This window comes from Actinoplanes awajinensis subsp. mycoplanecinus (assembly GCF_001509495.1).
Classification (GTDB): Bacteria; Actinomycetota; Actinomycetes; order Mycobacteriales; family Micromonosporaceae; genus Actinoplanes; species Actinoplanes palleronii.
This window is the reverse complement of sequence record NZ_LLZH01000349.1, coordinates 22498-36683: the sequence shown is the minus strand read 5'-3', so window position 1 is coordinate 36683 and position 14186 is coordinate 22498. Positions and strand designations below refer to the sequence as shown.

At 71.3% G+C, this 14186-nt stretch carries 11 protein-coding genes; 7 read left to right on the top strand and 4 right to left on the bottom strand.

The window, feature by feature from the left end; genetic code table 11:
- Nucleotides 1-707 precede the first annotated feature (707 nt).
- The 4 genes from ADL15_RS50140 to ADL15_RS53845 all read left to right on the top strand — a co-directional run bounded on the left by ADL15_RS50140 (nucleotide 708) and on the right by ADL15_RS53845 (nucleotide 4069).
- Entirely contained in the window at nucleotides 708-1334 is a 627-nt protein-coding gene (locus tag ADL15_RS50140) for an HD domain-containing protein (protein ID WP_067708432.1), read from the top strand.
- Complete coding sequence (locus tag ADL15_RS50135; protein ID WP_232345127.1) at nucleotides 1331-2338, top strand: GlxA family transcriptional regulator; 1008 nt, start codon at nucleotides 1331-1333, stop codon at nucleotides 2336-2338. The genes ADL15_RS50140 and ADL15_RS50135 overlap by 4 nt, the downstream gene beginning before the upstream one ends.
- 8 nt (nucleotides 2339-2346) lie before the next feature.
- Nucleotides 2347-3648: a phenylacetate--CoA ligase PaaK gene (gene paaK / locus ADL15_RS50130; RefSeq protein WP_067708429.1), complete on the top strand. Its 1302-nt coding sequence runs from the start codon at nucleotides 2347-2349 to the stop codon at nucleotides 3646-3648.
- A gap of 271 nt (nucleotides 3649-3919) precedes the next feature.
- Nucleotides 3920-4069: a hypothetical protein gene (locus ADL15_RS53845; protein WP_157442110.1), complete on the top strand. Its 150-nt coding sequence runs from the start codon at nucleotides 3920-3922 to the stop codon at nucleotides 4067-4069.
- 1 nt (nucleotide 4070) lies between these two features.
- On the opposite strand, the gene ADL15_RS50125 is transcribed toward ADL15_RS53845, so the two are convergent.
- Complete coding sequence (locus ADL15_RS50125; protein ID WP_067708426.1) at nucleotides 4071-4799, bottom strand: SDR family oxidoreductase; 729 nt, start codon at nucleotides 4797-4799, stop codon at nucleotides 4071-4073.
- Nucleotides 4800-4968: 169 nt separating this feature from the next.
- Between ADL15_RS50125 and ADL15_RS50120 the strand changes: the two genes are divergently transcribed.
- Nucleotides 4969-7554, top strand: a complete 2586-nt coding sequence (locus ADL15_RS50120) for a hypothetical protein (protein ID WP_067708424.1) — start codon at nucleotides 4969-4971, stop codon at nucleotides 7552-7554.
- A gap of 24 nt (nucleotides 7555-7578) precedes the next feature.
- Here the strand turns inward: ADL15_RS50120 and ADL15_RS50115 are convergent, their stop codons facing one another.
- Nucleotides 7579-8013, bottom strand: coding sequence for a MarR family winged helix-turn-helix transcriptional regulator (locus ADL15_RS50115; protein WP_067708422.1), 435 nt, complete (start codon nucleotides 8011-8013; stop codon nucleotides 7579-7581).
- Between the two features lie 70 nt (nucleotides 8014-8083).
- Between ADL15_RS50115 and ADL15_RS50110 the strand changes: the two genes are divergently transcribed.
- On the top strand, nucleotides 8084-9028 hold the full coding sequence (locus ADL15_RS50110) for an NAD-dependent epimerase/dehydratase family protein (RefSeq protein ID WP_067708419.1): 945 nt from the start codon (nucleotides 8084-8086) through the stop codon (nucleotides 9026-9028).
- A 49-nt stretch (nucleotides 9029-9077) separates the two neighbouring features.
- Nucleotides 9078-11297 (top strand): MMPL family transporter, encoded by a 2220-nt coding sequence (locus ADL15_RS50105; protein ID WP_067708417.1) that lies wholly within the window; start codon nucleotides 9078-9080, stop codon nucleotides 11295-11297.
- Between the two features lie 3 nt (nucleotides 11298-11300).
- Here ADL15_RS50105 and ADL15_RS50100 read toward each other — a convergent pair whose 3' ends face one another.
- Together ADL15_RS50100 and ADL15_RS50095 are read right to left on the bottom strand one after the other, a co-directional pair.
- The gene (locus ADL15_RS50100) at nucleotides 11301-13307 is read right to left on the bottom strand and encodes an ATP-binding protein (RefSeq protein WP_232345128.1); all 2007 of its coding nucleotides are present in this window, start codon (nucleotides 13305-13307) and stop codon (nucleotides 11301-11303) included.
- 105 nt (nucleotides 13308-13412) lie between these two features.
- The gene (locus tag ADL15_RS50095; protein ID WP_067708410.1) at nucleotides 13413-14183 is read right to left on the bottom strand and encodes a GGDEF domain-containing protein; all 771 of its coding nucleotides are present in this window, start codon (nucleotides 14181-14183) and stop codon (nucleotides 13413-13415) included.
- Nucleotides 14184-14186: the final 3 nt, after the last annotated feature.

Genomic DNA, 14186 nt, shown 5'->3' with positions numbered 1-14186 from the left:
TACATCACCAGAACCAGCCCCGGCCACTACGCCCTCCCACCCACACCCTTGACAACCACACCACCGCCCTAACCGCGCGGCCTTGCCCCAGGTGGGCGGCAGCCGCACGCGATCTGGCAACGCGGACTCGCACCGCCCCGCCCGGCAGCCACAGACACATCCGAGCGGGCACGTGCACCCGCCGCCCACAGGGTGATCGAGGGGCGACCAGCCGGCGATCATCGTGCTCGACGCTCCCCGGGCAGACACCGTGTTCACCCCGCCGGGGCCGGTTACACCGCCACTGGGGCCGGTTGCACCCCGGCCGCGAGCGCACGGCCGGGTACTCGCACGCATCCGGCCACCCGCGCCACCGCCCCGACCGGGATGACCTCGCGGGCCAGACGGTTCCGGCCGCCAACGGCCCACCGCGATCACCTTGAGCTGAGCGGCGCTGGAGGGCGCGGGGCTGGTGCTGGCGGCTGCCTCAAGCCCTCCGAGGCAGCCGCCAGCACCAGCCGAGGACGCGACGCGCGTGCGGAGCCGTGGGAGCGCGGATTGTCGCGTGCTCCCAGTCGTACCGTGGGATTTTGTCGTCCGGCGGACTGCCAGGCGGTCCGAAGAGACGGCCGCGACCAGCAGCGGAACGGGTGGGTGGTGGCTGGATCTGTGGGAAGGTGGTCCGTGCGGACATGGCTGCCGGCGGGCGGAACGGCGAGGCTGGGTGCATGACGACGATTGACGTTCCGGACACCACGCTCGCCCGTGAGGCCACCGAACTCGTGCGGGACACCGCCAGCGAGCTGGTTTATCACCACTCCCGCCGGGTGTACCTGTTCGGAGCCCGCCAGGGGCGGAACCGGGACCTGAGCTTCGACCCGGAGCTGCTCTACGTCGGCGCGATGTTCCACGATCTCGGGCTGGCCGAGCGGTTCCGCGGCAGCGGGCGGCGGTTCGAGGTGGACGGCGCCGACGAGGCGCGACGGTTCCTGCAGGCGCGCGGGGTGCCGGAGGACAGTGTGCGCCGGGTCTGGCTGGCGATCGCGCTGCACACCACGCCGGGGATCCCGCCGTTCCTGGAGCCGGAGGTCGCGCTGGTCACCGCCGGTGTCGAGTACGACGTGCTGGGCCTGGGCTACGACGACATCAGCGCTCAGGAGCGGGACGCGATCGTCGCACTGCACCCGCGTCCGGACTTCAAGCGGCGGATCCTGGCGGCGTTCACCGACGGGATCCGGACTCGGCCGGAGACCACGTTCGGCACCGTGAAGGCCGACGTGCTGGAGCACTATGTGCCCGGGTTCGAGCGGGGCGACTTCGTTCGGACGATCCTGGACTCACCGTGGCCGGAGTGAGGCACCTGGTGGTGATCCTCGCGTTCGACGGGGTGCAGCTGCTCGACGTGGCCGGGCCGGCCGAGGTCTTCACGACGGCGAACCGGTTCGGCGCGGACTACGACGTGCGCGTGATCTCCGGAACCGGCGCCGACGTCGTCACCTCCTCGGGGGTCCGGATCGGGGCCGGGACCGCGCCGGCCGGGCTGCCCCGGCGACTCGGCACCCTGATCGTGCCGGGGCGCTCCGACTGGCCCGCCGCGATCCGCGACGAGGTGACCATGGCGGCCGTGACCGGGCTGGCGCCGCGGGCGCGCCGGGTGGCGTCGGTGTGCGCCGGGGCGTTCCTGCTCGCGGAGGCCGGGCTGCTCGACGGGCGGCGGGCGACCACGCACTGGCAGCTGGCCGGTGACCTGGCCCGGGCGTATCCGAAGGTGCGGGTCGACAGCGATCCGGTGTTCATGAAAGACGGCCGGGTGCTGACCTCGGCCGGGGTCACCGCCGGGATCGATCTGTCGCTGGCGCTGGTCGAGGACGATCACGGCGCCGAGCCGGCTCGGGAGGTGGCCCGGCAGCTGGTCGTGTTCATGGCACGGCCGGCCGGGCAGTCGCAGTTCAGTGCCCGGCTCAGCGTGCGGGACGCGGAGCATCCGGTGCTGCGGGCGGCGATGGACGCGGTCACCGGTGACCCGGCCGCCGACCACGCGACCGAACGGCTGGCGTCGCGGACCGGGGTCAGCCCACGGCATCTGACCCGGCTGTTCCGGGCGCACACCGGGCTGAGCCCGGGGCGGTATGTGGAGTCGATCCGGGTGGAGGCCGCGCAGGTGCTGCTGGAGGGCGGTTCCGGCTCGGTGGAGCAGGTCGCCGCGGAGTCCGGTTTCGGCTCGTCGGAGACCATGCGCCGGGTGTTCCAGCAGCACCTGGGCGTCTCACCGACCACCTACCGAGCCCGCTTCCGCAGCACCGGCAGGGCCGCATCGCGGAGCGCTGAACAGTCCGACGCGGAGCATCCGCGGGCTTAGCATGGTGAATGCTCGATCTCACGCCGCGACCCGGTGACCTGGAATCCATCGAGACGGCCTCGCTTGACGAACTGCGGGCGCTGCAGCTGACCCGGCTGCGGGCGACGCTGCGGCACGCGTACGAAAATGTGCCTCTCTATCGCCGCAAGTTCGACGCCGCAGCCGTGCAGCCGGACGACTGCCGTGCGCTGGAGGACCTGGCCCGGTTCCCGTACACGACGAAGCAGGACCTGCGGGACTCCTATCCGTACGGAATGTTCGCGGTCCCGCGCGACCGGATCGCCCGCATCCACGCGTCCAGCGGAACCACCGGGCGGCCGACAGTGGTCGGCTACACCCAGGCGGACCTGGACATGTGGGCGGATGTGATGGCGCGTTCGCTGCGCGCGGCCGGCGCCCGGCCCGGCGACCGGGTGCACGTCGCCTACGGATACGGCCTGTTCACCGGCGGTCTCGGCGCGCACTACGGCGCGGAACGCCTGGGGTGCGCGGTCATCCCGGTCTCCGGCGGCATGACCGAACGTCAGGTCCGGCTGATCCTGGACTTCGAACCCGACGTGATCATGGTGACGCCGTCCTACATGCTGACGATCCTCGACGAGTTCGAGCGGCAGGGCATCGACCCGCGCAGCACCACCCTCAAGGTCGGCGTCTTCGGCGCGGAACCGTGGACCGAGAGCATGCGCAATGAGGTTGAACAGCGAATGGACCTTCACGCCGTGGACATCTACGGCCTCTCCGAGGTGATCGGCCCCGGCGTCAGTCAGGAGTGCGTCGAGACCAAGGACGGCCTGCACATCTGGGAGGACCACTTCTACCCGGAGATCATCGACCCGACGCTGGAGCACGTGCTGCCCGACGGCGCGGAAGGCGAACTGGTATTCACTTCGCTGACCAAGGAGGCCATGCCGATCATCCGGTACCGCACCCGCGACCTCACCCGCCTGCTGCCCGGCACGGCACGCACGATGCGCCGGATGGAGAAGGTCACCGGCCGCAGCGACGACATGATGATCCTGCGGGGCGTCAACGTCTTCCCCACCCAGATCGAGGAACTCATCCTGCGCCTGCCCGAGCTCGCCCCGCAATACCAGTGCGTCCTCGCCCGCCCGGGCCGCCTCGACGAGATGACCGTCCGCGTCGAATCCCGCGAACCGAACCCGAACCGCTCCCGCCTCTCGCAGACCCTGTCCGACCTGATCAAGCACAATGTCGGGGTCACGGTCCGGGTCGAGGTGGTCCCGCCGGCCGCCCTGGAGCGCTCGATCGGCAAGGCCCGCCGCATCGTCGACAACCGCCCCCGCCCGTGATCCAGGCTGCGGCCTCCCCTTTCCGACCGTCATTTTCCGGTACGAATACGGAGCTACCGCCCGCAGGCTACAAGCCGAGTCCCGCCCGTGCCCTCGCCGGACCGCAGCCACCCCCGACCGCCCCGCGCCCCCGGGTGACCGGCTGGCCCTCAGGGGTGCCTCAACGGCGTTGAGGCACCCCTGAGGGCCAGCCGGAACGGGGAGCCGTGCACCGGCCCGCACGACTCGCACGGCTGCACGGCCAGCCGCCGCCTTCGGCGACGGCGACGAGGTGGAGGAGGAGGACATCACGCCGGTCCGGCTGGCCGTGCTGGTCGACCGGTTCCCCCGCCTGCGCGAACTGGGCGACATGGGCCTCGGCGAGAAGGCCTGGCTCACCCCCGAGGGCACCTGGAACCGCTGGGCGTCCGACGCCCACTGAGTCAGCCCTGCGCGGTCGGCCTGACGATGATCTCGCTGACGTCGACGTTCACGGGCTGGCCGATCGCGTAGCCGATGGCGTCGGCGACCGCGGACGCCGGGATGGCCAGTTGCTTCGTCGCGGCCTGCACGGCGGCCCGCACGTCCGGGTCGCCGCCGTGGTCGGCCAGCTCGGAATGGGTGAAACCGGGGCTGATCACGGTGACCCGGATGTCCTGACTCTCCTGGCGCAGCCCCTCGGACAGCGCCCGGACGGCGAACTTGGTGGCACAGTAGACGGCCGCGGTCGGGTCGACGCGGTGGCCGGAGGTCGAGGCGACGTTGACGACGTGACCCGAGCCCTGGGTGCGCATGTGCGGCAGCACGGCGGCGATCCCGTGCAGCGTGCCACGCAGGTTGACGTCGATCATCTGGTTCCACTCGTCGACGCGCAGCGCGTCCAGGCGCGACAGCGGCATCACGCCGGCGTTGTTGACCAGGACGTCGATCCGGCCGTGCGCGTCGGCGGCCAGGGCGACGAAGGCGCGCACGCTGTCCACGTCGGTCACGTCCAGCTCGTGGTGGTCGACGGTGCCACCGGCGTCGCGGATCTCCTGCGCGAGCGCGGCGAGGCGGTCCACCCGGCGGGCGCCCAGCACGACGTGGTGCCCGTCGGCGGCCAGCCGGCGCGCGGTCGCCGCGCCGATCCCGCTGCTGGCACCGGTGATGAGAACAATCTTGCGGTCGGTCACGGAGGGCTCCTGAGAAGGGGGGAACGTGTGGCGGAACCCAGCGTCCGACACCGCGCCCGGGCCAGGAAGGGCGTCTCGACCCTGGGTGCGCCACACCCCGGGAACAGAACCATTGACACGTATCAATTTTACTCGAATAGTGGGGGCACTCGCGAAGGAAGGGGCCTCCATGCGCCGCGCTGTCGCCGCCGTTCTGCTGCTGCTCTGTGCGGCGATCATGCCGCCCCGGCCGGCACACGCCGCGCCCGCCGACCCCGTCGCGATCACCGTGGACGCTGCGGACATCGCGGTGGACAACGTCAACGGGCTGACGTTCAAAGGCTTCGGCGTGCTGAGCGCGAACAGCACCAGCGCCCTGCTGCTGGATTACAAGGCACAGCAGCCCCGGGCCTACGCCCAGCTCCTGAAGATCCTGTTCGGCGGCCGGCACCCGATCATGGATCACGTCAAGATCGAGATGGGGAACGACCGGAACAACTCGACCGGGTCCGACCCGGCCACCATGCGCTGGGAGACCGAGCCCGCCAACGTGGCCCGGGCACCCGGATTCCAGCTGGCCGCCGACGCCAAGCGGCTGAACCCCGCGCTCAAGGTCAGCATCCTGCGGTGGAACGCGCCGGCCTGGGCGAACACCAACGACAAGATCTACACCTGGTACAAGAACACCATCCTGGCGGCGTACCGGCGCTACGGCTTCATGGTCGACTACGTCAACCCCGGGGTGAACGAGGCCCGGGCCGATCTCGCCTGGACCAAGCAGTACGCCCAGCGCGTGCGCACCGACGCCGAAGGCTTCCGGCCCGGCGAGGCGGAGCGCTACCACCACATCAAGCTCGTCATCTCCGACGAGGCCGGGATCGGCAGCTTCGGCGCCGCCATGACCGGCGACGCCGAGTTGCGGGACGCGGTCACGGCGGCCGGGTACCACTACAACACCGACGACGACAGCGGCGGCAACTTCACCCGGCTCGCCGAGCAGTACGACACCGAGGTCTGGAACAGCGAGGCGCAGGCCACCTTCAGCAACTCCGCGTTCCGCCCGAACAACAACACCCCCGACCCCACCGTGCCGGGCACCGGGCTCGGCGGCTCCGGCAGCGCCCTCGAAATGGCGAACACCATCGTCAAGGGCTTCGTGAAGTCGCGCCGCACCCACTTCGTCTACCAACCGGCGATCGGCTCGTTCTACGAGGGCGGCCAGTACGCGTTCAAGGAACTCGTCTCGGCGCGTGACCCGTGGTCCGGCTGGATCCACTACGACGCCGGGCTGGCCGTGTTGCAGCACTTCACCAGCTTCGCGAGGGCCGGCTGGGAGAACGCGTCGAACACGGCGGGCATCTGGCGGGTGCTCCCGCAGGCGAGCGCGTCGACCGCCACCGGGACGAACCCGGTCGTCGGACGCAACGGCCTGCCCGACTACCTGACGATGGCCGCCCCGGACGCGTCCGACTTCTCCACCGTGATCGTCAACGACTCGGAGAGCTCCCGGACGTACACAATCAGGCCTGTCGGTTTTGATCTTGAAAAAAGAACGCTCGCGGTCTGGCAGACGACCGCTAGCGGGGCGGGCGTGCGGTTCAACGCCGGGTACAAGCAGCACGTCGGCGACGTCGCGCCCGGGGAGGTGATCACGGTCGCGCCCTACTCGATCGCGACCGTCACCACGCTCGACGTCAGTCACGACCCGGCGTGGACCGCGCCGCTGCCGGTCGAGGGCAAGCGCACCGTGCTGGACGCGGATCCGGCGCACGGCACGCTGTGGTCCGACGATTTCCGGTACGACCGGAAGTTCATCGACGCGCGGGGCGGGGACACCGGCGCGACGCCGCTCTACACGTGGGACCGCAACGGAGCCTTCGAAGTGGTCGGAAAAACGCTGCGCCAGCAGGTCGACCGGGAGACCACCGGTGTCGGCGGGGCGTGGAACAGCGCCGACCCGGTCACCGGCGTGGGTGACCTGCGGTGGACCGACTACCAGGCCGGTGTCGACGTGGCCTTCGACCGGGTGCCGGCGGCCGACAACTACGCGGCGATCGGGGCACGCTCGACCGGCGGGGCAAGCTCACACAACGTGAACGGCACGCCCTACGTGGTGCGCCTCGGCTCGGACGGCACCTGGCAGCTGCGGCGCACCGGGACCGTGATCGCCGGCGGCGTGGTGGAGGGCTTCGACGCGAGCGCGTGGCACCGCCTCGACATCCGGGTCGTGGGCGCCCAGGTGACCGGTTTTGTCGACCACGAGCAGGTGGTCACGTGGACCGATCCGGTGCCGTTCCTGTCCGGGCGGGTCGACCTGGCCAGCGGCTTCCATTACACGCGGTTCGACAATCTGCGCGTCACCCGCGTACCGGGAAATCCGCCCTATTACCGCGAGCTGATCGACAACCTGGAGATGAGCGATCTCGCCGTGACGCCCGCGCCGAAGCTGGTCTACGGCGGCGGCTGGCGGCACGCCAACGGTCGCGGCATGTTCGAGTACCAGCGTTCCGCCTCGATCAGCCAGGGGCCGGGCGCCACCCTGAGCTACACGTTCACCGGGACCGGGTTCGACCTGCTCGGCGTCAACGACGGCAGCGCCCGCCTCGACGTGCGGGTCGACGGCGCTCCGGTCGAAACCGGCGTCGCGGCCCGAATCTCGGTTAACTTCCAGCAGACCTACGCCCTGCGCGGGCTGCCCCGGGGCCGGCACACCGTCACCGTCGAGGTTACCGCGGGCACCCTGCTGGTCGACGCGGTCGGCGTGGTCGGCAGGTGACCGGAGGGGCGCCGGCCCGCCGGGTCACGCCAGCAGGGTCCGCAGCGTGCTCCGGAAATCCTGCGCCGCGCCCGGGCTGATCCCGGCGAGGAACGCCCGCTCGACCTCGGCGTGCGCCACCTGCGCCGCGTCGAAGGCCCGCAGGCCCGGCTCGGTGAGCTCGACGACGTTGCGCCGCCGATCCGCCGGGTCCGGTCGCCGTGTGACGATGCCCTTGCGTTCGAGCACGTCCAGCAACGCCACCATCGTGGTGCGGTCGATGCCGAGGGTCTGCGCCACCTGCAGTTGCGAGGCCGGCTCGCGGTGGGCCAGCACGCGCAGCGCCCCGAAGTCCTTGCCGTCGATCCCGAACGGCGCGAGCGCCGCGTCCGTCATGGTCGCGAGCTTGAGGGCGGCGTGCTTGAGCAGATAACCCAGGACCTCGTGCGGATCCGCGGTCCCGTTCGGTTCGGTGGACATGCGCCCCAGTCTAGGCCTACGCTGATCGTCAGTGATGCTGACGATCAGCACTACGACGAAAGGCTCACCCATGATTCTCGTTACCGGCGGCGCCGGCTTCATCGGCACGCACACCGTCCGCGCCCTCACCGAGGCGGGCGAGGAGTGCGCGCTGCTCCAACGCCGCAGCCCCCGGGTGCCGGCGCACCTCGCGGGCCTGCCCGTGCACGTCGTGCAGGCCGACGTCGCCGACCTCGACGCCCTGCTCGCCACCGGCCGGCAGTACCCGATCACCGGGATCGTGCACCTCGCCGTCGCCCTGCCCTGGCCGGTCACCGACGACGACCCGATCGACGCCTCCGGGCGGGCGCTCGAGGCATTCCTCAACATCGTCCGAGCGGCGCGGGCCTGGGGTGTGCGCCGCGTCGTGACCGCGAGCACCATCGGCGTCTACGGCCTCACCGGCGGGGGTGCGCTCACCGAGGACATGCCGATCTCGCTGGAGCACCTGCATCCCATCCCGACGTTCAAGAAGATCACCGAGTTGCTCGCCGCCCATCTCTCCTCGGTGACCGAGGTGGAGATCGTCAACGCCCGGATCTCCGGGACGTGGGGGCCCGGCGGCCACCTGCCCGACCCGTTCTTCGCCGCCCCGTCGCTGGCCCACGCCGCCGCCCGGCACGGTGAGCCCGACCTGTCCGGGTTGCTCGCCGCGCCGCACGCCGAGGACGCGCTCGACCTGCTCTACGTCAAGGACACCGGCCGCGCGCTCGCCCTGCTGCAGCTCGCCGGCGAGCTGCAGCACACGACGTACAACGTCGCCTCCGGTCACGCGACCAGCAACGCCGACGTGATCGCCGCGATCGCGTCCACCGAACCCGGGTTCGGCTACCAGCTCCCCTCGGCCGGTGCCCGCCCGGTGAGCTGGCTCGACATCACCCGCCTGCGCAAGGACACCGGGTTCGAGCCGCGCTGGGACACCGCGGCCGCCGCCGCCGACTACATCGCGTGGTTCCGCGCCGGAAACGAGCGGTGAGCCTGGCCGTTCCCCCGCCTGCGGGTTCCCGGATCGCAAGAATGGATCAGTGGCGAACCTTCTCTTCCGGCTCGGCGGCGCCGCGGCCCGGCGTCGCTGGCTGGTCCTGGCGGTGTGGGTGGCGGTCCTGGCCGCCGTCGGCATCGGCGCGGCGACCCTGGCCAAGCCGACCAGCTCGGCGATCACGATCCCGGGCACCGAGTCACAGCGGGCCATCGAGCTGCTCGCCACCAAGTTCCCCGGCACCGGCGGGGCGAGCGCCCGGATCGTGGTCGCCGCGCCGGCCGGGCACACGCTGACCGAATCCGCCTACACCACGCTGGCCTCCGACGCCCTGGCAGCGCTCGCCGAGGCGCCGCAGGTCATCTCGGTCACCGGGTTCACCAAGGCCACCCTGAGCGCCGACAAACGCATCGCGTACGCCGACGTCAGCTACGCCGTGGCGGTCGCCGACATCACCGACGAGGCCAAGGACGCCCTCGAGGCGATCGCCGCGCCGGCTCGCGCGGCCGGCCTGCAGGTCGAGTTCTCCGGCGGCGTCATCTCCACCACCGAGGAGGCCGGCAGCAGCAGCGAGGCCTACGGCGTCGTGATCGCCTACCTGGTGCTGGCCGTCACCCTGGGCGGTCTGCTGATCGCCGGCATGCCGCTGCTGAACGCCCTGGTCGGCGTCGCCACCGGCATGCTCGGAATCCAGGTGATCACCGGTTTCGTCACGCTCAACGCGACCGCGCCGGCGCTGGCCACCATGCTGGGCCTGGCCGTCGGCATCGACTACGCGCTGTTCATCGTGGCCCGGCACCGCCAGCAGCTGCACGACGGGATGGCCGTGCACGAGTCGATCGCCACCGCGACCGCCACCGCCGGCAGCGCCGTGGTCTTCGCCGGCGTGACCGTGGTGATCGCGCTGTGCGGGCTGGCCGTGGCCGGCATCCCGTTTCTGACCGTGATGGGCCTGTGCGCCGCCGGCACCGTCACCATCACCGTGGTCCTGGCGCTCACCCTCATCCCGGCACTGCTCGGCTTCGCCGGTAACCGGATCACCCGGAGCCGGATCGCTTTCCTGCACCGGCGCGCCGAACCCCAACCCCACCCTTTCGGTACGCGCTGGGCCCGCATCGCCACCGCCCGCCCCTGGCTGACCGTGCTCGCCTGCCTGGCCGTGGTCGGCGCCATGGCGTACCCGGTGCTGGACATGCGCCTCGGACTGCCCTCGGACGGCACCAAGTCCACCGCCAGCACCGAACGTCGCGCCTACGACCTGCTCTCCGCGGGGTTCGGCGCCGGGTTCAACGGACCGCTCACGCTCGTGCTGTCCGGGCCCGGCCGTACCGACATGAAGGCCGTCTCCGCGCAGGCGGCCACCATGCTCCAAGGTGACGCGGACATCGCCGTCGCGGTCGCCGCGGCCACCAACGAGGCCGGCGACGTGTCGATCCTGTCGGTCATCCCGAGGTCCGGCCCGGACTCCGAGCAGACCAAGGACCTGGTAAAGCGGATCCGCGCCGCCGGTGAGCAGGCCAAACAGGCCGGGATCACCGCGTACGTCACCGGCACGACCGCGTTCAACAACGACGTGTCCGACAAGCTCAGCAGCGCCCTAGCACCGTTCCTGATCCTGATCGTGGTGCTCGCCCTGATCCTGCTGCTGCTGGTGTTCCGGTCGATCCTGGTCCCGGTCAAGGCGGCGCTCGGCTTCCTGCTCTCGCTCGGCGCCTCGATGGGCATGGTCACGCTCGTCTTCCAGCAGGGACATCTCGGCGGACTGCTCGGCGTCGAGGCCACCGGGCCGATCCTGAGCTTCCTGCCGGTCCTGGTGATCGGCATCCTGTTCGGCCTGGCCATGGACTACGAGGTCTTCCTGGTCTCCCGGATCAAGGAGGCGTACACCCACCACGGCGACGCCCGGCGGGCGATCACCGACGGGATGCGCGACAGCGCCCGGGTGGTCACCGCGGCCGGTCTGATCATGACGGCGGTGTTCGCGGCGTTCATCTTCGGCGACGACGCCACCATCAAGGCCATCGGTCTCGCCCTGGCCAGTGGCGTGGCCATCGACGCGTTCCTGGTCCGGATGACGCTCGTCCCGGCCGTGCTGCACCTGCTCGGCAGCAGTGCCTGGTGGCTGCCGCGCTGGCTGCAGCGGTTGCCGAACGTCGACATCGAGGGCGCCGAGCTCGCCACGCCGGTCGTGCACACCGGCAGCCACGCCGAGGCACGCTTGATGGCCGGCGACCCGGCCGTCACCGAGACGTCGGAACGCCGGTAGCGGTCAGCGCGCCTGGTCGAAGGACGACGGCACCCGGTGGGTGTTCGGGCCGGTCGGCGCGCGGGCCGGGATGGTGGCGGACGGGAGCGTGAAGCTGATCCGGGTGCCCGGCCCGGCCGGGTTGTCGGCCGCGGCGATCGTGCCGCCGTGCCGCTCCACGATGCGTTTGCAGATGGCCAGGCCCAGCCCGGTTCCGGTGTAGTCGGTGTCGCGGTGCGCGCGGTGGAAGTTGCCGAAGACCGCGTCATGGTGCCCGGCCGGGATGCCGATGCCGTTGTCGGTGATCTCGACGCGGGTCAGCCCGTCGCCGTCCGGGTCGGCCGCGGTGGTGACGGTGATCGCCGGGGTGACGCCCGGGGCGGTGTACTTGATGGCGTTGCCGATCAGGTTCTCCAGCAGCTGCCGCACCAGCAGCGGGTCGCCGTCGACGGCGGCCAGATCGCCGCACCGGAACGACGGCACGGCCTCACCGGCGCTCTGCGCGTGATCGATCCGGCCGGCCGTGATGTCGGCGAGCAGGCTGGTGAGATCGCAGTACGCCGGCATCAGCGCGGCGTCGCGGGCGGTGGTGTAGACCAGCAGGTCGTCGATCAGGGTGCGCATCCGTGCCGAGGCCCGCTGGATCCGGCCGATGCCGTCGACCAGCGCGGCCGGGTCGTCGAGGTCCTCCAGCAGCGCGTCGCTCCAGCCCTCGACGGTGGCGAGCGGGTTGAGCAGGTCGTGGGCGACGACACCGGCGAAGTTGGCCAGCTCGTCGCGGTGCCGGCGGTCCGCGGTGACGTCGTACACGGCGACCACGGCGTGCGGCTGCTCGTTGATGTGGCCGGGCAGCAGCACCGCGGTGACCTTCACGATCCGGCCCTCGGGGACACCGGCGTTGCGGATCAGGTACTCGGTCGGGGCGAGTTGCTCACCGGCGAGCACCCGGCGCTGCGGCAGGTCGTCCTCGGCGACCGGGGTGCCGTCGAGGTGGAACACGCCGTAGTAGGTGGCCGCCTCGGCACTCTCGTCGAGACTGGTGAAACCGCCGAGCAGCCGTCCCATCGCGGGATTGCGTACCAGAAAGGCGCCTTGCTCATCGACGACGCCGATGCCTTCGCTGACCGACTCGATGACCGTGGTCAGCAGTTGCGCCTGCTCGCGCAGCCGTGCGGTGAGCGCGTTGCGTTCGTCGCGGGACAGCGCCAGCGACAACCCGACGATCGCGACGGTGCCGACGAACAGCTGCGCGACCAGGGCGCGGACCGGATGCGACGCGATCATCGCGAACGGGCCCTCGCCGGCCAGGGTGAACAGCACGGCCAGGGTGCCGAACATCAGGTTGTGCAGCACCACGTAGGTGGTGTTCAGCCGCACGCCGGCCCACACCGTCATGGCGATCAGCGCGAACGCCGCGGGCAGGTCGTTCGCCAGCCCGAACATCAGGTAGTACGCGGCGACGGAGGCGACACTGAGCAGCGCGTACTCGAGCGTGCGGCCGATCGGCAGGGCCCGCGGCCGGTAGGTGTGCCGGCGCACCCACGACCGGCCGACACCGCGAACGGCGATGCTGATCAGCAGGATGCTGACCACGTTGCGGGTGACCCAGACGAGCGCGCCCGGCCAGGAGTACTCCCCACCGGTCAGCCACACCCCGGTCGGGCCGATCAGCGCGCCGGCCCCGCTCGCGATGGCCGCGGCGCCGACCAGCCGCCACACCTGCCACAGCCGCGACAGGCCCTCGCCGTGATCACTACTGGTCACGCTCTCCGGCAGCCAGCGGTGGAACAGGGCGGTGAACAGGTAGGCCTGGACCAGGTTCGCGGCCACGAAGAACGCCGCCAGGGCCGCGCTCGCGCCGGTGGCCAGGTTGACCGTCATGGTGATCGCGGACAGGCTCAGCACGTCCAGCCACTGCCACCGTGATCCGCGCTGGGCGACGAACCAGACGACCAGGATGCCGGCGGCCGGCCAGACCAGGCTGAGGTTCGTGTCGTCCAGGACCGTCAGCCGGCCGAGGTACGCCGTCACCAGATACAAGATCGAAAATCCGACGGTACGGGCGGCCGAGCGCGAAAACGTCATCTGTCACCCCCCTCGTCTGCCGTTCGGCCACCGGCGGGTAGATCTGAGCCGTCACGCGGCCGCGGTGGCGGGCGGGTGCGGCACCGAGCTGACCACGCGGTCGCGGCCGGCGCCTTTCGCCTGGTAGAGCAGCTGGTCGGCGAGCAGCGGGAGCCGGTCGGGTTCGGTCACGTCGGCCGGCATGCTGGCCACCCCGACCGACACCGTCACGGTGATCTCGGCGGCCGGGCCGACCGGCACCGGCCGTTCCCGGACCGCGCGATGGATCCGGTCGGCGACCCGGCGCGCCTGCTGCGGTGAGGTGCGCGGCAGCAGGACGGCGAACTCCTCACCGCCGTAGCGGGCGAGCACGTCACCGGGGCGCACCGCCAGGGACAGCCGGTGCGCGACCTCGCGCAGGGCCCGGTCACCGCCGTCGTGCCCGTACGTGTCGTTCACCTGTTTGAAGTGGTCGATGTCGAGCAGCACCACCGCGGCGCCGTGGTGCGGTGACTTCGCCAGGCCGGTCAGCGCGTCCTGGAAGTAGCGGCGGGTGTGCAGCCCGGTCAGGCTGTCGATCACCGCCATCCGGCGCTGCACCGCGACCATCCCGGCCAGCCGCCCGATCACCAGCAGGAAGAGCGCTGCGCAGCACGCGCAGATCAGCAGTACGTGCAGCGGCGCCCCGCGCAGGTACTGGACCAGCAGCGTGGCCGGGGCGAGCAGGGAGGCCAGCGCCAGGGTGGCCAGCCGCAGCGGCCCGATGTCCGGGGTCGGCACCGCGCTCGGCGCGTCCAGCTCCAGCATCGACGGGTGTACGCCGACCAGGCCGAGCAGCAGCACCGA